General features: G+C 53.9%; 16 protein-coding genes and 2 tRNA genes. 17 read left to right on the plus strand and 1 reads right to left on the minus strand.

All coding sequences use genetic code 11. From position 1 onward, the window contains the following. Positions 1 to 45 precede the first annotated feature (45 nt). From rlmE to ACOTX5_RS00515, 6 genes are all read left to right on the plus strand, one after another. Positions 46 to 672 carry a 23S rRNA (uridine(2552)-2'-O)-methyltransferase RlmE gene (gene rlmE / locus ACOTX5_RS00490; protein ID WP_003861812.1) on the plus strand — a complete coding sequence of 209 codons (627 nt, stop codon included), beginning with the start codon at positions 46 to 48 and terminating at the stop codon, positions 670 to 672. Positions 673 to 774: 102 nt separating this feature from the next. Further along, positions 775 to 2,709 (plus strand): ATP-dependent zinc metalloprotease FtsH, encoded by a 1,935-nt coding sequence (ftsH, locus tag ACOTX5_RS00495; protein ID WP_003861810.1) that lies wholly within the window; start codon positions 775 to 777, stop codon positions 2,707 to 2,709. A gap of 98 nt (positions 2,710 to 2,807) precedes the next feature. Next, complete coding sequence (gene folP, locus ACOTX5_RS00500) at positions 2,808 to 3,656, plus strand: dihydropteroate synthase (RefSeq protein WP_003861807.1); 849 nt, start codon at positions 2,808 to 2,810, stop codon at positions 3,654 to 3,656. Then, positions 3,649 to 4,986 carry a phosphoglucosamine mutase gene (gene glmM / locus ACOTX5_RS00505; RefSeq protein WP_003861804.1) on the plus strand — a complete coding sequence of 446 codons (1,338 nt, stop codon included), beginning with the start codon at positions 3,649 to 3,651 and terminating at the stop codon, positions 4,984 to 4,986. Before folP ends, glmM begins: the two co-directional genes overlap by 8 nt. A 222-nt stretch (positions 4,987 to 5,208) precedes the next feature. Beyond that, complete coding sequence (secG, locus tag ACOTX5_RS00510) at positions 5,209 to 5,541, plus strand: preprotein translocase subunit SecG (protein WP_003861803.1); 333 nt, start codon at positions 5,209 to 5,211, stop codon at positions 5,539 to 5,541. Positions 5,542 to 5,550: 9 nt separating this feature from the next. Further along, positions 5,551 to 5,637: transfer RNA gene (locus ACOTX5_RS00515), tRNA-Leu, on the plus strand. Positions 5,638 to 5,824: 187 nt separating this feature from the next. Here ACOTX5_RS00515 and argG read toward each other — a convergent pair. Then, on the minus strand, positions 5,825 to 7,171 hold the full coding sequence (gene argG / locus ACOTX5_RS00520) for an argininosuccinate synthase (protein ID WP_015571974.1): 1,347 nt from the start codon (positions 7,169 to 7,171) through the stop codon (positions 5,825 to 5,827). Between the two features lie 286 nt (positions 7,172 to 7,457). Here argG and ACOTX5_RS00525 point away from each other — a divergent pair. The 11 genes from ACOTX5_RS00525 (at position 7,458) to ACOTX5_RS00575 (ending at position 19,774) form a co-directional block, all read left to right on the plus strand. Then, positions 7,458 to 7,534 (plus strand) — tRNA-Met (locus ACOTX5_RS00525). Positions 7,535 to 7,741: 207 nt separating this feature from the next. Continuing rightward, positions 7,742 to 8,194 (plus strand): ribosome maturation factor RimP, encoded by a 453-nt coding sequence (gene rimP / locus ACOTX5_RS00530; protein WP_014833432.1) that lies wholly within the window; start codon positions 7,742 to 7,744, stop codon positions 8,192 to 8,194. Between the two features lie 28 nt (positions 8,195 to 8,222). Then, the gene (nusA, locus tag ACOTX5_RS00535) at positions 8,223 to 9,725 is read left to right on the plus strand and encodes a transcription termination factor NusA (protein WP_003861798.1); all 1,503 of its coding nucleotides are present in this window, start codon (positions 8,223 to 8,225) and stop codon (positions 9,723 to 9,725) included. A 24-nt stretch (positions 9,726 to 9,749) separates the two neighbouring features. After that, positions 9,750 to 12,437 (plus strand): translation initiation factor IF-2, encoded by a 2,688-nt coding sequence (gene infB / locus ACOTX5_RS00540; protein ID WP_006812117.1) that lies wholly within the window; start codon positions 9,750 to 9,752, stop codon positions 12,435 to 12,437. A gap of 106 nt (positions 12,438 to 12,543) precedes the next feature. Then, entirely contained in the window at positions 12,544 to 12,948 is a 405-nt protein-coding gene (gene rbfA / locus ACOTX5_RS00545) for a 30S ribosome-binding factor RbfA (RefSeq protein WP_003861793.1), read from the plus strand. Beyond that, positions 12,948 to 13,898, plus strand: a complete 951-nt coding sequence (gene truB / locus ACOTX5_RS00550; RefSeq protein ID WP_017693918.1) for a tRNA pseudouridine(55) synthase TruB — start codon at positions 12,948 to 12,950, stop codon at positions 13,896 to 13,898. Before rbfA ends, truB begins: the two co-directional genes overlap by 1 nt. A 154-nt stretch (positions 13,899 to 14,052) precedes the next feature. Beyond that, positions 14,053 to 14,322: a 30S ribosomal protein S15 gene (gene rpsO / locus ACOTX5_RS00555; protein WP_003861789.1), complete on the plus strand. Its 270-nt coding sequence runs from the start codon at positions 14,053 to 14,055 to the stop codon at positions 14,320 to 14,322. Between the two features lie 242 nt (positions 14,323 to 14,564). After that, positions 14,565 to 16,703: a polyribonucleotide nucleotidyltransferase gene (gene pnp / locus ACOTX5_RS00560; protein WP_017693919.1), complete on the plus strand. Its 2,139-nt coding sequence runs from the start codon at positions 14,565 to 14,567 to the stop codon at positions 16,701 to 16,703. 110 nt (positions 16,704 to 16,813) lie between these two features. Continuing rightward, positions 16,814 to 17,698, plus strand: a complete 885-nt coding sequence (gene nlpI, locus ACOTX5_RS00565; RefSeq protein ID WP_003861782.1) for a lipoprotein NlpI — start codon at positions 16,814 to 16,816, stop codon at positions 17,696 to 17,698. 107 nt (positions 17,699 to 17,805) lie between these two features. Further along, complete coding sequence (gene yrbN / locus ACOTX5_RS00570) at positions 17,806 to 17,886, plus strand: protein YrbN (RefSeq protein ID WP_097397692.1); 81 nt, start codon at positions 17,806 to 17,808, stop codon at positions 17,884 to 17,886. Continuing rightward, positions 17,879 to 19,774, plus strand: a complete 1,896-nt coding sequence (locus ACOTX5_RS00575) for a DEAD/DEAH family ATP-dependent RNA helicase (protein ID WP_003861780.1) — start codon at positions 17,879 to 17,881, stop codon at positions 19,772 to 19,774. Before yrbN ends, ACOTX5_RS00575 begins: the two co-directional genes overlap by 8 nt. Positions 19,775 to 19,786 lie beyond the last annotated feature (12 nt).

Genomic DNA, 19,786 nt, shown 5'->3' on the forward strand with positions numbered 1-19,786 from the left:
TTTACGTCACAGGCAAGCAACGATGAACCAGGACGGAAATGTTAAATGACAGGTAAAAAGCGTTCTGCCAGCTCCAGCCGCTGGCTTCAGGAACACTTTAGCGATAAATATGTTCAACAGGCGCAGAAAAAGGGGTTGCGTTCCCGCGCCTGGTTTAAACTTGATGAAATACAGCAAAGTGACAAACTTTTTAAACCGGGAATGACGGTTGTCGACCTCGGTGCGGCACCTGGCGGATGGTCCCAGTATGCGGTTACGCAGATCGGCGGAACGGGCCGAATCATCGCATGCGATCTTTTACCAATGGATCCCATCGTCGGTGTCGACTTCCTTCAGGGCGACTTTCGTGATGAATTAGTGCTTAAAGCACTACTTGATCGTGTAGGTGACAGTAAGGTCCAGGTTGTCATGTCGGATATGGCGCCAAATATGTGTGGAACACCGGCGGTGGATATCCCCCGCGCCATGTATCTGGTGGAACTAGCGTTAGAAATGTGTCGTGATGTACTAGCGCCTGGTGGTAGTTTTGTTGTGAAGGTGTTTCAGGGCGAAGGTTTCGAGGAGTATCTTAAGGAAATTCGCTCCCTGTTTGCGAAGGTCAAAGTTCGTAAGCCGGACTCTTCCCGGGCCCGTTCCCGTGAAGTGTATATTGTAGCGACCGGGCGAAAATGATAACCGGTAGATTTCAGGCGAAAGTTTGAATGAAACTGGATATAGAGTATCCTGACGCTGTTTTTAACACAGTTGTAATATGAGGTTAATCCCTTGAGTGACATGGCGAAAAACCTAATACTCTGGCTGGTCATTGCCGTTGTGCTGATGTCAGTATTCCAGAGCTTTGGGCCCAGCGAGTCGAATGGCCGCAAGGTGGATTATTCTACCTTCCTGCAAGAGGTCAATCAGGACCAGGTTCGCGAAGCGCGTATCAACGGACGTGAGATCAACGTTACCAAGAAAGATAGTAACCGTTACACGACTTACATCCCGGTGAACGATCCTAAGCTGCTTGATAACCTTCTGACCAAAAACGTCAAAGTGGTAGGCGAGCCGCCGGAAGAACCAAGCCTGCTGGCTTCTATCTTCATTTCCTGGTTCCCGATGCTGCTTCTTATCGGCGTCTGGATCTTCTTTATGCGCCAGATGCAGGGCGGTGGTGGCAAAGGTGCCATGTCGTTCGGTAAGAGCAAGGCGCGTATGCTGACGGAAGACCAGATCAAGACCACGTTTGCTGACGTAGCAGGTTGTGACGAAGCAAAAGAAGAGGTGGGTGAACTGGTTGAATACCTGCGCGAGCCGAGCCGTTTCCAGAAACTGGGCGGTAAGATCCCGAAAGGCGTCCTGATGGTCGGCCCTCCGGGTACCGGTAAAACCCTGCTGGCAAAAGCCATCGCGGGTGAAGCGAAGGTGCCGTTCTTTACTATTTCAGGTTCTGACTTCGTTGAAATGTTCGTGGGTGTCGGTGCATCTCGTGTGCGTGACATGTTCGAGCAGGCTAAGAAGGCAGCACCGTGCATCATCTTCATCGATGAAATCGACGCCGTAGGCCGCCAGCGTGGCGCAGGCCTGGGTGGTGGTCACGATGAACGTGAGCAGACGCTGAACCAGATGCTGGTTGAGATGGACGGCTTCGAAGGTAACGAAGGTATCATCGTTATCGCGGCAACTAACCGTCCGGACGTACTCGACCCTGCGCTGCTGCGTCCAGGCCGTTTTGACCGTCAGGTTGTGGTCGGTCTGCCGGATGTTCGCGGTCGTGAACAGATTCTGAAAGTGCATATGCGACGCGTACCGCTGGCGCCAGATATCGACGCGGCAATCATCGCGCGTGGTACTCCAGGCTTCTCCGGTGCGGATCTGGCTAACCTGGTCAACGAAGCAGCACTGTTTGCCGCTCGCGGTAACAAGCGCGTGGTGTCCATGGTGGAATTCGAGAAAGCGAAAGACAAAATCATGATGGGTGCGGAACGTCGCTCCATGGTGATGACGGAAGCGCAGAAAGAGTCCACGGCATATCACGAAGCGGGCCACGCGATTATCGGTCGTCTGGTGCCGGAACACGATCCCGTACACAAGGTGACGATTATTCCGCGCGGTCGTGCGCTGGGTGTGACCTTCTTCCTGCCTGAAGGCGACGCGATCAGCGCCAGCCGTCAGAAGCTGGAAAGCCAGATTTCAACCCTGTACGGCGGTCGTCTGGCTGAAGAGATTATCTACGGTGCGGAACATGTTTCCACCGGTGCGTCGAACGATATTAAAGTGGCGACAAACCTGGCGCGTAACATGGTGACTCAGTGGGGCTTCTCCGACAAACTCGGTCCGCTGCTGTATGCAGAGGAAGAGGGCGAAGTATTCCTGGGCCGCTCTGTGGCAAAAGCGAAACATATGTCCGATGAAACGGCACGTATCATCGACCAGGAAGTGAAAGCGCTGATTGAACGTAACTACGCTCGCGCCCGTCAGATCCTGAACGACAATATGGACATCCTGCATTCGATGAAAGATGCGCTCATGAAATATGAGACCATCGATGCACCGCAGATTGACGACCTGATGGCGCGCCGCGAAGTGCGTCCGCCGGCAGGCTGGGAAGACCCAGGCGCGTCTAACAATTCTGACAACAATGGCACCCCGCGTGCGCCGCGTCCGGTCGATGAACCGCGTACGCCAAACCCGGGCAACACCATGTCAGAGCAGTTGGGCGACAAGTAAGTCACTGCTGTTGAAGCGTTTGTCTGTATCTCAAACCCTGGAGCTTGCTCCGGGGTTTTTCTTATCTGTTTAACCACATTAACCCCAGGGACTTCACCATGAAACTATTCGCCCAGGACTCGCATCTCGACCTTTCACATCCCCATGTGATGGGGATCCTGAATGTCACGCCTGATTCCTTCTCTGACGGCGGCACGCATAATTCGCTTATCGACGCGGTTAAACACGCGAATTTAATGATTAACGCGGGTGCCACCATCATTGACGTTGGAGGGGAGTCAACGCGGCCTGGCGCGGCGGAGGTTTCGGTGGAAGAAGAGCTGGCGCGCGTGGTGCCGGTGGTGGAGGCTATCGCCCGGCGCTTTGAAGTGTGGATCTCCGTTGATACCTCCAAACCCGAAGTGATCCGTGAAGTGGCGAGAGTGGGCGCTCACATTATCAATGATATCCGCTCGCTGACCGAGCCGGGCGCGATTGAAGCCGCCGCAGAAACCGGGCTACCGGTGTGTCTGATGCATATGCAGGGTCAGCCTAAGACAATGCAGGAGGCGCCAAAATATGAAGATGTGTTTGCCGACGTCACCCGCTTCTTTATTGAGCATATCGAACGCTGTGAACGTGCGGGTATCGCAAAAGAGAAATTGCTGCTCGACCCGGGCTTCGGTTTCGGTAAAAATCTCTCACACAATTACGCGTTGCTTGCGCGCTTATCAGAGTTTCATCAGTTCGGCCTGCCACTGCTGGTGGGAATGTCGAGAAAATCGATGATTGGTCAGTTGTTGAATGTCGGGCCGAGCGAACGTCTGAGCGGCAGTCTGGCCTGCGCGGTGATTGCCGCGATGCAAGGTGCACACATCATTCGCGTCCATGACGTAAAAGAAACAGTAGAAGCCATGCGTGTGGTGGAAGCCACACTGGCAGCGAAGGAAAACAAACGCTATGAGTAATCGTAAATATTTTGGTACCGATGGCATCCGTGGGCGCGTAGGCGATGCGCCAATTACCCCTGACTTTGTCCTGAAGCTGGGCTGGGCAGCGGGGAAAGTGCTGGCGCGTCATGGCTCCCGTAAGATCATTATTGGGAAAGATACCCGTATTTCGGGTTATATGCTGGAGTCCGCGCTGGAAGCCGGGCTGGCGGCGGCGGGGCTTTCAGCTTCCTTTACGGGGCCAATGCCGACCCCTGCTGTTGCCTATCTGACCCGCACCTTCCGTGCGGAAGCGGGCATCGTCATTTCAGCTTCCCATAATCCGTTCTATGACAACGGTATCAAATTCTTCTCCATCGACGGCACCAAACTGCCGGATGACGTGGAAGAGGCGATTGAAGCGGAAATGGAAAAAGAGATCACCTGTGTTGACTCCGCTGAGCTGGGTAAAGCAAACCGTATTGTCGATGCCGCAGGCCGCTACATTGAATTCTGCAAAGGCACTTTCCCGAATGAGCTGAGCCTGGCACACCTCAAAATTGTGGTGGACTGTGCCAACGGTGCGACTTACCACATTGCGCCGAATGTGTTCCGCGAGCTGGGTGCCAAAGTGATCACTATCGGCTGCGAGCCGGATGGTCTGAACATCAACGAAGAAGTCGGCGCGACAGACGTGCGTGCGTTGCAGGCGCGTGTGCTGGCTGAAAAGGCCGATCTGGGTATTGCCCTGGATGGCGATGGTGACCGTGTGATCATGGTTGACCACGAAGGTAACAAGGTCGATGGCGATCAGATCCTCTACATCATTGCCCGTGAAGGCCTGCGTCAGGGGCAACTGCGCGGTGGCGCGGTGGGCACGCTGATGAGCAATATGGGCCTGGAACTGGCGTTGAAACAGCTGGGCATCCCGTTTGTTCGTGCGAAAGTGGGTGACCGCTACGTGTTGGAAAAACTCCAGGAGAAAGGCTGGCGTATTGGCGCGGAAAACTCCGGCCACGTGATCCTGCTCGATAAAACCACCACCGGTGACGGTATTGTGGCGGCGCTTCAGGTTGTTGCCGCGATGGCGCGTAACCATATGAGCCTGCACGATCTGTGCAGCGGCATGAAAATGTTCCCGCAGATTCTGGTCAATGTGCGTTTCACCGCGGGTAAAGGCGACCCGCTGGAAAATGATAACGTGAAAGCGGTGATGGCAGAGGTGGAAGCGACTCTTGGCAGCCGTGGGCGCGTCCTGCTGCGTAAGTCGGGTACCGAGCCGCTGATCCGCGTGATGGTGGAAGGCGAAGACGAAGCGCAGGTAACTGAATTTGCGCACCGCATTGCGGATGCAGTCAAAGCTGCATAATCTTTCAGAATAAGTGTTTAAAAAGGCGGCGTTTGCCGCCTTTGTTTTAAGCAATGAATAGCTTTTTGCTGTTTTTTTCCGCAGTTGATACAATGCCTCGAAAATGCCCTTGCGAAGGTGATTCGCTTTGGTTAGTATTCACACCCGCTTCAGTGGGAAACAAAATCCTGCTAATTGGTCGAAGCATTGGTATGCGGCAAATCCGCAAGGAACAGGTTGATTATGTACGAAGCTCTTTTAGTTATTTTCCTTATTGTAGCCATCGCTCTCGTAGCGCTGATTATGCTACAGCAAGGTAAAGGCGCTGATATGGGAGCCTCCTTCGGAGCAGGCGCTTCCGGTACGCTGTTCGGTTCAAGTGGTTCTGCGAACTTCATGACCCGTACGACGGCGATTCTGGCTACGCTGTTCTTCATCATCAGTCTGGTGCTGGGCAATATCAACAGCAACAAGACCAGTAAAGGAAGCGAGTGGGAAAATCTGAGCGCGCCAGCAAAAACTGAGCAAACTCAGCCAGCTGCACCGGCTAAGCCAACCAGCGATATCCCGCAGTAAGTATTCCGTACCGAGGTGGTGGAATTGGTAGACACGCTACCTTGAGGTGGTAGTGCCCTAACGGGCTTGTGGGTTCGAGTCCCATCCTCGGTACCAATATTCCAGAAGAAAGACGTCGCAAGACGTCTTTTTTTTCGTCTGTACATTCTGTGTATCCGATCTTTTGTAGGGCGGGTAAGCGCAGCGCCACCCGCCGTTTTGCCCGGTGGCGCTGCGCTTACCGGGCCTACGAAGACCACAAAAAAGGCGCCCAATGGGCGCCTTTTGCATGACTTGCTGTCGATTATTTCTTATCGCTGTGTTCCAGGTTCTCAACCTGAGGGAGGCCATTACCGGAACTGGCGGAGAGCAGGCCATTCTCAACATAGTTGAACAGCTTCTCACGGGTATCGGTGATGTCCAGGTTACGCATGGTCAGCTGGCCAATACGATCGTCCGGAGAGAACACTGACTCACCTTTCTCCATGGTCAGACGCTCTGCTTTATAGGTCAGGTTGTCAGACACGGTATTGAGGATGGAGTAATCATTGCCGCGACGCAGTTCCAGGGTCACTTCGCCGGTGATTGCGCTTGCCACCCAACGTTGCAGGGCGTCACGCAGCATCAGCGCCTGTGGATCAAACCAGCGACCCTGATACAGCAGTTTGCCCAGCTGACGGCCATGAGAGTGATACTGCTCAATGGTGTCTTCGTTGTGAATACCGGTCAGCAGACGCTCGTAAGCGATGTGCAGCAGCGCCATCCCCGGAGCTTCGTAAATGCCGCGGCTTTTCGCTTCGATGATACGGTTTTCGATCTGATCGCTCATACCCAGCCCGTGACGACCGCCGATGCGGTTTGCTTCCAGCATCAGTTCAACATCGTCGGAGAAGGTTTTACCGTTCAGGGCAACCGGATGACCACGTTCGAAACGCACGGTCACTTCTTCCGCCGGGATCTTCACGTTCTCATCCCAGAACTTCACGCCCATGATCGGGTTAACAATTTTTACGCTGGAGTTCAGGAATTCCAGGTCTTTCGCTTCGTGCGTCGCACCCAGCATGTTGGAGTCGGTTGAGTAGGCTTTCTCAACGGACATCTTGTAGTCAAAGCCGCAGGCAATCATAAACTCAGACATTTCATGACGGCCACCCAGCTCGTCGATGAAGTCGGTATCCAGCCACGGTTTGTAGATCTGCAACTCGGCGTTGGTCAGCAGGCCATAACGATAGAAACGTTCAATATCGTTGCCTTTATAGGTGCTACCGTCCCCCCAGATGTTCACGCCATCTTCTTTCATGGCGGCAACCAGCATAGTGCCGGTGACGGCACGACCCAGCGGGGTGGTATTGAAATAGGTCAGGCCGCCGGTCGTATTATGGAAAGCACCGCACTGGATTGCGGCAATCCCTTCGGCAACCAGCTGCTTACGGCAGTCGATCAGACGTGCGTTCTCTGCGCCATATTCCATGGCACGACGAGGGATCGCGTCATAATCTTCCTCGTCCGGCTGACCCAGGTTCGCAGTATATGCATAAGGAACCGCTCCCTTCTGGCGCATCCACAGCAGTGCAGCGCTGGTATCCAGGCCGCCAGAAAAAGCGATGCCAATACGTTGTCCTACCGGGAGATGCTTGAGAATCGTCGTCATATAATAAAACCCTGCTTGATTGACTGATTAGAGACCGCTTTCGCTCTCGATGCATGTTTATGCAAAATAAGTGAGTATTCATTTAATCATCTTTTATCGACGACCGAAAGAGACGTGTGCGTTTTTTGTAAAAATTTCCCTTTTATTGCCCTGGCTGAAGTTGGGTTGACAGGTGGGGTCAACTATCAATATACTGAACGCCGATTTTACGTCCCGTCTTCGGTACCAAATCCCAGCATTATTTGCAAATTCTGTCCAAAACGCGTAGAATTTGCCACGTTTCAGGCGCGGGGTGGAGCAGCCTGGTAGCTCGTCGGGCTCATAACCCGAAGGTCGTCGGTTCAAATCCGGCCCCCGCAACCACTTTCCCATAAAGTTCTTTTTCAAATATACTGTGAAGACTTAGAGCCTTCGTAGCTGGATTTGAAAAAATGCTTTCGGAGAGTGCTCCAGGCCACAGTTGTGGCTATAGGGTTCAGTTATCTAAAGCCCCGATTTATCGGGGTTTTTTGTTATCTGACTACAGAATAACTGGGCTTTACGCCCTTTTTTTATGTCTTGGGGGTGGGCTTGTCCACATTAGAGCAAAAATTAACAGAGATGATTACTGCGCCGGTCGAAGCACTGGGCTACGAACTGGTCGGCATCGAATTCGTTCGCGGCCGTACATCCACACTGCGCATCTATATTGATAGTGAAGATGGCATCAATGTTGATGATTGTGCTGATGTCAGCCACCAGGTGAGTGCGGTTCTTGATGTTGAAGATCCGATTACCGTTGCGTACAACCTGGAAGTTTCCTCACCTGGCCTCGATCGTCCGATGTTCACGGCCGAGCACTACGTGCGCTTTACCGGTGAAGAAGTGGCTCTCGTTCTGCGTATGGCCGTACAGAACCGCCGTAAATGGCAGGGAATTATCAAAGCCGTTGATGGTGAAATGATCACGGTGACAGTCGAAGGCAAAGATGAAGTGTTCGCGCTGAGTAATATCCAGAAGGCGAACCTGGTTCCCCACTTTTAACAGTCTGGATTGAGGTGAAAAGCCCGCGATGAACAAAGAAATTTTGGCTGTTGTTGAAGCCGTCTCCAACGAGAAATCACTGCCGCGTGAGAAGATTTTCGAAGCGCTGGAAAGTGCACTGGCTACAGCAACCAAGAAAAAATACGAACAAGAGATCGATGTTCGCGTAGAAATCGATCGTAAAAGCGGTGACTTCGATACATTCCGTCGTTGGGTAATCGTTGAAGAAGTGACCCAACCGACCAAAGAGATCACGCTGGAAGCGGCACGTTTTGAAGACGAAAGTCTGAACGTGGGTGACTACGTTGAAGATCAGATTGAATCTGTTACCTTCGACCGTATCACCACCCAGACCGCGAAGCAGGTTATTGTGCAGAAAGTGCGCGAAGCCGAGCGCGCGCTGGTTGTCGATCAGTTCCGCGATCAGGAAGGCGAAATCATCACTGGTGTGGTGAAGAAAGTGAACCGCGACAACATCTCTCTGGAGATCAAATCCGAAGGGCTGCCGGGTAACGCTGAAGCCGTGATCCTGCGTGAAGACATGCTGCCGCGTGAAAACTTCCGCCCAGGCGACCGTATTCGTGGTGTGCTGTATGCCGTACGTCCTGAAGCGCGTGGTGCACAGCTGTTCGTGACGCGTTCTAAACCAGAAATGCTGGTTGAACTGTTCCGTATCGAAGTGCCGGAAATCGGCGAAGAAGTTATCGAAATCAAAGCGGCGGCCCGCGATCCGGGTTCCCGTGCGAAAATTGCGGTGAAAACCAACGACAAGCGTATCGACCCGGTCGGTGCTTGCGTCGGTATGCGTGGCGCACGTGTTCAGGCGGTTTCTACCGAACTGGGCGGCGAGCGCATTGATATCGTTCTGTGGGACGATAACCCGGCGCAGTTCGTGATCAACGCAATGGCACCGGCTGATGTGGCGTCTATCGTTGTTGACGAAGACAAACACACCATGGATATCGCTGTAGAAGCGGGCAACCTGGCGCAGGCGATTGGCCGTAACGGTCAGAACGTACGTCTGGCGTCACAGCTGAGCGGCTGGGAACTCAACGTGATGACCGTTGATGACCTTCAGGCCAAGCATCAGGCTGAAGCCCACGCGGCGATCGATACCTTCACCAAATACCTGGACATTGACGAAGACTTCGCCACTGTGCTGGTTGAAGAAGGTTTCTCTACGCTGGAAGAACTGGCCTACGTGCCAATGAAAGAGCTGCTGGAAATTGACGGTCTGGATGAACCAACCGTTGAAGCCCTGCGTGAACGCGCTAAAAACGCACTGACCACCCTGGCGCTGGCTCAGGAAGAAAGCCTTGGCGATAAGAAGCCGGCTGATGACCTGCTGAATCTGGAAGGTCTTGATCGTGCGATTGCGTTCAAGCTGGCTGCCCGTGGTGTTTGTACGCTGGAAGATCTCGCTGAGCAAGGCGTTGATGACCTGGCCGATATCGAAGGTTTAACCGACGAGAAAGCCGGCGAACTCATCATGGCCGCACGTAATATTTGCTGGTTCGGCGACGAAGCGTAATAAACTGTAGCAGGAAGGAACAGCATGACTGATGTAACTGTAAAATCGCTGGCTGCTGAGATTCAGACCTCCGTGGACCGCCTGGTACAGCAATTTGCTGATGCAGGGATCCCGAAGTCCGCTGATGACTCGGTGACCGCGCAAGAAAAACAAACCTTGTTAGCGCACCTGAACCGTGAACACGGCTCTACGCCTGACAAGTTAACGCTACAGCGTAAAACGCGTAGCACGTTGAACATCCCTGGTACCGGTGGCAAAAGCAAGTCGGTACAAATTGAAGTCCGCAAGACGCGCACCTTTGTAAAACGTGATCCGCAAGAGGCAGAACGCCTTGCCGCGGAAGAGCAGGCACAGCGTGAAGCGGAAGAACAAGCTCAGCGTGAGGCAGAAGCCACTGCCAAACGTGAAGCAGAATTAAAAGCTGAACGTGAGGCCGCAGAAAAAGCGAAACGCGACGCCGGTGAAAAAGCGAAGCGTGACGCTGCGGAAAAAGACAAAGTGAGCAATCAACAGACCGACGAAATGACCAAAACTGCCCAGGCTGAAAAAGCCCGCCGTGAAAATGAAGCTGCCGAGCTGAAGCGTAAAGCGGAAGAAGAAGCCCGCCGCAAGCTTGAAGAAGAAGCTCGCCGCGTCGCCGAAGAAGCGCGTCGCATGGCAGAAGAAAACGAGAAGAACGGTGTGAATACCGCTGAACCAACTGAAGATACCAGCGATTATCACGTCACCACGTCTCAGCATGCGCGTCAGGCAGAAGACGACAACGACCGCGAAGTTGAAGGTGGTCGTGGCCGTACTCGCAGTGCAAAAGCTGCGCGTCCTGCGAAAAAAGGTAACAAACACGCTGAATCAAAAGCTGACCGTGAAGAAGCGCGTGCAGCGGTTCGCGGCGGTAAAGGCGGCAAGCGTAAAGGTTCCGCTCTCCAGCAGGGCTTCCAGAAGCCTGCTCAGGCCGTTAACCGTGACGTTGTGATCGGCGAAACCATCACCGTTGGCGAACTGGCTAACAAGATGGCGGTGAAAGGCTCTCAGGTCATCAAAGCGATGATGAAACTGGGCGCAATGGCCACCATCAACCAGGTCATCGACCAGGAAACCGCACAGCTGGTTGCCGAAGAGATGGGCCACAAAGTTATCCTGCGTCGTGAAAACGAGCTGGAAGAAGCAGTAATGAGCGACCGTGATACGGGCGCAGCGGCTGAACCGCGCGCACCGGTCGTGACCATCATGGGTCACGTTGACCACGGTAAAACCTCTCTGCTTGACTACATTCGTTCTACTAAGGTTGCCTCCGGCGAAGCGGGTGGTATTACCCAGCACATCGGTGCTTACCACGTAGAAACCGAAAACGGCATGATCACCTTCCTGGATACCCCAGGCCACGCAGCGTTTACCTCAATGCGTGCTCGTGGTGCTCAGGCAACGGATATCGTTGTTCTGGTTGTTGCTGCCGACGATGGCGTGATGCCACAGACCATTGAAGCTATCCAGCACGCGAAAGCGGCGCAGGTGCCTCTGGTTGTCGCAGTTAACAAAATCGATAAGCCAGAAGCCGATATGGATCGCGTGAAGAACGAACTGTCCCAGTACGGCGTTATGCCGGAAGAGTGGGGCGGTGAAGCGCAGTTCATCCCTGTATCTGCAAAAGCAGGTACCGGTATCGACGACCTGCTGAACGCTATCCTGCTTCAGGCTGAAGTTCTGGAGCTGAAAGCGGTTCGTAAAGGTATGGCGAGCGGCGCGGTAATCGAATCCTTCCTGGATAAAGGTCGTGGTCCGGTTGCAACCGTTCTGGTTCGCGAAGGTACTCTGCACAAGGGCGACATCGTTCTGTGTGGTTTCGAATACGGTCGCGTTCGTGCGATGCGTAACGAACTGGGTCAGGAAGTGCTGGAAGCGGGTCCGTCCATTCCAGTGGAAATTCTCGGCCTGTCCGGTGTTCCGGCTGCCGGTGACGAAGTCACCGTGGTACGTGACGAGAAGAAAGCGCGTGAAGTCGCTCTGTATCGTCAGGGTAAATTCCGTGAAGTGAAGCTGGCTCGTCAGCAGAAATCTAAACTCGAGAACATGTTCGCCAACATGACCGAAGGCGAAGTTCACGAAGTGAACATCGTTCTGAAAGCGGACGTTCAGGGTTCTGTGGAAGCGATCTCCGACTCCTTGCTGAAACTGTCTACCGACGAAGTGAAAGTGAAGATCATCGGTTCTGGCGTAGGTGGTATCACCGAAACCGACGCAACCCTGGCAGCAGCGTCCAACGCGATCCTGGTTGGCTTCAACGTTCGTGCTGACGCATCTGCGCGTAAAGTGATTGATGCTGAAAGCCTGGATCTGCGTTACTACTCCGTCATCTATAACCTGATTGACGAAGTGAAAGCAGCGATGAGCGGCATGCTGTCTCCTGAGCTGAAACAGCAGATCATCGGTCTGGCTGAAGTACGTGACGTGTTCAAATCACCGAAATTCGGTGCGATCGCGGGCTGTATGGTTACCGAAGGGACCATCAAGCGTCACAACCCAATCCGCGTACTGCGTGACAACGTGGTTATCTACGAAGGTGAGCTGGAATCCCTGCGCCGCTTCAAAGATGACGTTAACGAAGTCCGTAACGGCATGGAATGTGGTATCGGCGTGAAGAACTACAACGACGTTCGCGTTGGCGATATGATCGAAGTGTTCGAGATCATCGAAATTCAGCGTACCATCGCGTAATCTTCGTCAACTGAAGATTAATTAGCGTAGGCCGGGTAAGCGAAGCGCCACCCGGCAGTAATTTTAAAAAGGGGCTTAAGCCCCTTTTTTGTCTGGAGAATTTATTATGGCGAAAGAATTTGGTCGCCCACAGCGCGTCGCGCAGGAGATGCAGAAAGAGATCGCTCTCATTCTGCAACGTGAAATCAAAGATCCACGCGTGGGTATGATGACCACCGTGTCGGGCGTGGAAATGTCCCGCGACCTGGCGTACGCCAAAGTGTTTGTTACTTTCCTGAATGACCAGGATGAAGACGCCGTGAAGAACGGCATTAAAGCGTTGCAGGAAGCCTCTGGTTTCATCCGCTCTCTGCTTGGCAAAGCAATGCGCCTGCGTATCGTGCCAGAGCTGACCTTCTTCTACGACAACTCGCTGGTTGAAGGTATGCGTATGTCCAACCTGGTGACCAGCGTGGTGAAACATGACGATGAGCGTCGTGTTAACCCGGCGGACGACAGCAAGGAGGACTGATGAGTCGTCCTCGTCGTCGCGGTCGTGACGTGCATGGCGTGCTGTTGCTGGATAAACCACAGGGCGCATCCAGCAACGACGTACTGCAAAAAGTGAAGCGTATTTATAACGCCAACCGTGCAGGGCACACTGGCGCGCTGGATCCGCTGGCAACCGGCATGCTGCCGATCTGCCTGGGGGAAGCGACAAAGTTTTCCCAGTACCTGCTGGATTCGGATAAGCGCTACCGCGTGATTGCCAAACTGGGCCAGCGCACGGATACCTCTGATGCAGATGGCCTGGTGGTGGAAGAGCGCCCGGTGACCTTCAGCGCGGAGCAACTTGATGCGGCGCTGGACAGCTTCCGTGGTGATACGCTACAGGTGCCGTCGATGTATTCGGCGCTGAAATATCAGGGCAAAAAGCTCTACGAATATGCGCGTCAGGGCATTGAGGTTCCGCGTGAAGCTCGTCCGATTACCGTGTATGAGTTGCTGTTCATTCGCCACGAAGGTGATGAACTCGAGCTGGAAGTACACTGTTCGAAAGGGACCTATATCCGCACCATCATTGATGACCTCGGTGAAAAGCTGGGCTGCGGCGCGCATGTGATTTATCTGCGTCGTCTGGCGGTCAGCAAATATCCGGTCGAACGCATGGTGACGCTTGAGCATCTGCACGCCCTGGTTGAGCAGGCGCAAGCGCAGGGCGTTGCGCCAGCCGATCTGCTGGACCCGCTGCTGATGCCAATGGACAGTCCGGCAGTGGACTTCCCGGTTGTTAATCTTCCTTTAACATCGTCCGTTTACTTTAAGAACGGAAACCCGGTTCGCACATCGGGGGCGCCGCTTGAGGGCCTGGTACGCGTGACGGAAGGTGACGAAGGGAAATTCATCGGTATGGGCGAAATGGACGGCGAAGGGCGTGTGGCGCCGCGTCGTCTGGTCGTCGAATATCCGGTCGAAGCGTGACGGTGATAACGCCTCACCTTGCGATAAGCAGGGGAGACGAGTAGAATATCGCCGCTTAACGCCTGGTAAATTGTTTAACAATCTGCGGGGCGTACATGGGATAGCTGAATTAGAGATCGGCATCCTTACATTCTTTATACTTTGGAGTTTGAAAATGTCTCTAAGCGTTGAAGCTAAAGCTAAAATCGTTTCTGAGTTTGGTCGTGGTACTAACGACAGCGGTTCTACCGAAGTTCAGGTTGCACTGCTGACTGCACAGATTAACCACCTGCAAGGTCACTTTGCAGAGCACAAAAAAGATCACCACAGCCGTCGTGGTCTGCTGCGTATGGTTTCTCAGCGTCGTAAACTGCTCGACTACCTGAAGCGTAAAGATGTTGCACGCTACACCGCGCTGATCGAGCGTCTGGGCCTGCGTCGCTAATTCTTGCGAGTTTCAGAAAAGGGGGCCTGATGGCCCCTTTTTTCAACCAGACGGCAGCAATTCAATGGAAACTATTGTATTGTTGCTATAAATGATCTTCATTGCAGAGGTTCGCGCGGCTAATGAGAGGCTTCACCCATGAGGGTGTCGGTTGTCATTAGTCGCGAGGATGCGAAGAAGGTCGGGTTAAATCGTCAGCACACCTGAGGTGTGCTTTCAAACATTTAAGAAAGGACAGAATTTTGCTGAATCCGATCGTTCGTAAATTCCAGTATGGTCAGCATACCGTCACGCTGGAAACCGGCATGATGGCGCGTCAGGCTACTGCTGCCGTTATGGTAAGCATGGATGACACCGCTGTATTCGTTACCGTAGTTGGCCAGAAAAAAGCTAAACCAGGTCAGGACTTCTTCCCACTGACCGTTAACTACCAGGAGCGTACCTACGCTGCCGGTAAAATCCCGGGTGGCTTCTTCCGTCGTGAAGGCCGTCCAAGCGAAGGCGAAACCCTGATCGCGCGTCTGATTGACCGCCCGGTTCGTCCGCTGTTCCCGGAAGGCTTCGTAAACGAAGTTCAGGTTATTGCGACCGTTGTTTCCGTTAACCCACAGGTTAACCCGGACATCGTTGCTATGATCGGCGCATCTGCGGCCCTGTCACTGTCTGGTATTCCATTCAATGGCCCAATCGGTTCCGCGCGCGTTGGCTACATCAACGACCAGTACGTACTGAACCCAACTCAGGAAGAGCTGAAAGAGAGTAAGCTGGACCTGGTTGTTGCCGGTACTGAAGCAGCGGTTCTGATGGTTGAATCCGAAGCTGAACTGCTGAGCGAAGATCAGATGCTGGGCGCTGTGGTATTTGGCCACGAGCAGCAGCAGATCGTTATTCAGAACATCAACGACCTGGTGAAAGAAGCCGGTAAACCACGTTGGGACTGGCAGCCAGAAGCGGTGAACGAGGCGCTGAACGCACGCGTTGCTGCACTGGCAGAATCTCGTCTGAGCGACGCATACCGCATCACCGACAAACAGGAGCGCTATGCTCAGGTTGATGTGATCAAATCTGAAGTGACCGCGACCCTGGTTGCCGAAGACGAAACGCTGGACGCTAACGAGATTGGCGAAATCCTGCACGCCATCGAGAAAAACGTTGTTCGTAGCCGCGTCCTGGCAGGCGAGCCGCGTATCGATGGCCGTGAAAAAGACATGATCCGTGGTCTGGACGTGCGTACTGGCGTACTGCCACGTACTCACGGTTCTGCGCTGTTCACCCGTGGTGAAACGCAGGCGCTGGTAACCGCGACCCTGGGTACCGCACGTGACGCACAGATCATCGACGAACTGATGGGCGAGCGTACTGACAGCTTCCTGTTCCACTACAACTTCCCTCCGTACTCTGTGGGCGAAACCGGTATGGTTGGCTCACCGAAGCGTCGTGAAATTGGTCACGGTCGTCTGGCGAAGCGCGGCGTGCTGGCAGTGATGCCAGAAGCAGACAAATTCCCGTACACCGTACGTGTGGTGTCTGAAATCACCGAATCCAACGGTTCCTCTTCTATGGCTTCCGTGTGTGGTGCCTCTCTGGCGCTGATGGATGCAGGCGTGCCAATTAAAGCCGCCGTTGCGGGTATCGCAATGGGTCTGGTGAAAGAGGGCGACAACTACGTTGTTCTGTCTGACATTCTGGGCGACGAAGACCACCTGGGCGATATGGACTTCAAAGTAGCGGGTTCCCGTGACGGTATCTCTGCCTTGCAGATGGATATCAAAATTGAAGGTATCACCAAAGAGATCATGCAGGTTGCTCTGAACCAGGCTAAAGGTGCGCGTCTGCACATCCTGGGCGTGATGGAACAGGCGATTAATGCGCCGCGTGGCGACATTTCTCAGTTCGCTCCACGTATCCACACCATCAAGATCAATCCAGACAAGATCAAAGATGTTATCGGTAAGGGCGGTTCTGTTATCCGTGCACTGACCGAAGAAACGGGCACCACCATCGAAATCGAAGATGACGGTACTGTGAAGATCGCAGCAACCGACGGCGAGAAAGCGAAATACGCTATCCGTCGTATCGAAGAGATCACGGCAGAAATCGAAGTGGGCCGTATCTACAATGGTAAAGTGACCCGTATCGTTGACTTTGGCGCATTCGTTGCCATCGGTGGCGGTAAAGAAGGTCTGGTACACATCTCTCAGATCGCTGACAAGCGCGTTGAGAAAGTGACCGATTACCTGCAAATGGGTCAGGAAGTACCGGTGAAAGTTCTGGAAGTTGACCGCCAGGGCCGTATCCGTCTGAGCATTAAAGAAGCAACCGAGCAGTCTCAGCCTGCTGCGGCGCCGGAAGCTCCGGCTGCTGAACAGCAAGGCGAGTAAGGTTGCCATTTGCCCTCCGCGCAGGCGGAGGGCTTATTATCAGGCAGGACGCCTTGTTAAGCCGCCGGGGGACAGGACGTTCATCCAATAGTTGTCTTCGGGAGTGGGAAATGAAGCCTTTTTTGCGCTGGTGTTTCGTTGCGACAGCTTTAACGCTGGCAGGATGCAGCAACTCTGCCTGGCGTAAGAGCGAAGTCCTCGCAGTGCCATTGCAACCGACTTTGCAGCAGGAAGTCATTCTGGCACGCATGGAACAAATACTTGCCAGTCGGGCTTTAACCGATGACGAACGCGCACAGCTTTTATATGAGCGCGGAGTGTTGTATGATAGTCTCGGTCTGAGGGCACTGGCGCGAAATGATTTTTCACAAGCGCTGGCGATTCGACCTGATATGCCTGAAGTATTCAATTACTTAGGCATTTATTTAACGCAGGCAGGCAATTTTGATGCTGCCTATGAAGCGTTTGATTCTGTACTTGAGCTTGATCCAACTTACAACTACGCGCACTTGAATCGCGGTATCGCATTGTATTACGGCGGTCGTGATAAGTTAGCGCAAGATGATCTGCTGGCGTTTTATCAAGACGATCCTAATGATCCTTTCCGCAGCCTGTGGCTTTACATCGTTGAGCAGAAGCTCGATGAGAAGCAGGCCAAAGAAGCACTGAAACAGCGCTTCGAGAAATCGGACAAGGAACAGTGGGGATGGAACATTGTCGAGTTCTACCTGGGCAACATTAGCGAAGCAACGCTGATGGAACGCCTCAAGGCGGACGCAACGGATAACACCTCGCTCGCTGAGCATCTCAGTGAAACCAACTTCTATTTAGGTAAGTACTACCTAAGTCTGGGGGATATGGACAGCGCTACGGCACTGTTCAAATTAGCGGTTGCTAACAACGTACATAACTTCGTTGAGCACCGTTATGCATTGTTGGAATTATCGCTCTTGGGCCAGGAGCAAGACGACCTGGCAGAATCGGACCAGCAATAGCTGACGACATAAACATCAGCCCGTAATCTTTTGATTGCCATCACCTTCACTGGTGAGGGCGTTGTAGTTCGTCAATACACCTAATTTGAGCCGGTTCACACTTTTCAATGAAAATTGCTAATCATTTTCACGATGAGCTAAGTAGACTGGCCGCCATTAATATCGAGGCACTTGTACTACATGGCTGAATTCGAAACCACTTTTGCAGATCTGGGCCTGAAGGCTCCTATCCTTGAAGCCCTTAACGATCTGGGTTACGAAAAACCATCTCCGATCCAGGCTGAGTGTATCCCACACCTGCTTTCTGGTCGTGACGTGCTGGGCATGGCCCAGACTGGTAGCGGTAAAACCGCAGCATTCTCGCTGCCGCTGCTGAACAACATTGATCCGGACCTGCGCGCGCCGCAGATCCTCGTCCTGGCTCCAACCCGTGAACTGGCTGTTCAGGTTGCTGAAGCCATGACGGAATTCTCTAAACATATGCGCGGCGTAAACGTGGTAGCCCTGTACGGCGGCCAGCGTTATGACGTGCAGTTACGCGCCCTGCGCCAGGGTCCACAGATTGTTGTCGGTACGCCGGGCCGTCTGCTGGATCACCTGAAGCGCGGTACCCTGGACCTCTCTAAACTGAGCGGTCTGGTACTGGACGAAGCCGATGAAATGCTGCGTATGGGCTTCATCGAAGACGTAGAAACCATCATGGCGCAGATCCCGGAAGGTCATCAGACCGCTCTGTTCTCTGCAACCATGCCAGAAGCGATCCGTCGCATTACCCGCCGCTTCATGAAAGAGCCGCAGGAAGTGCGTATTCAGTCCAGCGTGACCACTCGCCCGGACATCAGCCAGAGCTACTGGTCTGTATACGGCATGCGCAAAAACGAAGCGCTGGTGCGTTTCCTGGAAGCGGAAGATTTTGATGCGGCGATTATTTTCGTTCGTACCAAAAACGCGACCCTGGAAGTGGCTGAAGCCCTGGAGCGTAGCGGCTACAACAGCGCAGCGCTGAACGGCGACATGAACCAGGCCCTGCGTGAGCAGACTCTGGAGCGTCTGAAAGACGGTCGTCTGGATATCCTGATTGCAACCGACGTGGCAGCACGTGGCCTGGACGTTGAGCGTATCAGCCTGGTTGTAAACTACGATATCCCGATGGACTCCGAGTCTTACGTTCACCGTATCGGTCGTACCGGTCGTGCGGGTCGTGCAGGCCGTGCGCTGCTGTTCGTTGAGAACCGCGAGCGTCGTCTGCTGCGTAACATTGAACGCACCATGAAGCTGACCATTCCAGAAGCCGAGCTGCCAAACGCAGAACTGCTGGGCAAACGCCGTCTGGAAAAATTCGCCGCGAAAGTACAGCAGCAGCTGGAAAGCAGCGATCTGGATCAGTACCGTGCGCTGCTGTCCCAGATCCAGCCTGTCGCTGAAGGCGAAGAGCTGGACATGGAAACCCTGGCCGCAGCACTGCTGAAAATGGCGCAGGGCGAACGTAGCCTGATCGTGCCACCTGATGCGCCGATGCGTCCTAAGCGTGAGTTCCGTGACCGTGACGATCGCTTCGAACGTCGTGGCGACCGTAACGACCGTGGTCCACGCGGTGACCGTCCAGAGCGTGGTGGTGAAGACCGTCCACGTCGCGAGCGTCGTGACGCTGGCGAAATGGAACTGTATCGCATTGAAGTGGGCCGTGATGATGGTGTTGAAGTTCGTCACATCGTTGGCGCGATCGCTAACGAAGGCGACATCAGCAGCCGTTACATCGGTAACATCAAGCTGTTCGGTTCCCACTCCACCATCGAGCTGCCAAAAGGCATGCCGGGTGAAGTACTGCAACACTTTACTCGCACCCGCATCCTGAACAAGCCGATGAACATGCAGCTGCTGGGCGATGCACAGCCACGTCCTGACCGTGGCGGCGAACGTCGTGGCGGTGGTCGCGGTTTCGGTGGCGAGCGTCGTGAAGGCGGTCGCAGCGAAGGTCGCGGTGGTGAAGGCCGTCGTTTCTCCGGTGAGCGCCGCGAAAACCGTGGTCCACGCCGTGAAGAAGGCGCCAGCCGTCGTCGTTTCGGTGACGCGTAAGCCTTTCGCTTC

It is taken from the genome of Enterobacter cloacae complex sp. IR5441, assembly GCF_049238215.1.
GTDB classification, from domain to species: Bacteria; Pseudomonadota; Gammaproteobacteria; order Enterobacterales; family Enterobacteriaceae; genus Enterobacter; species Enterobacter hormaechei_C.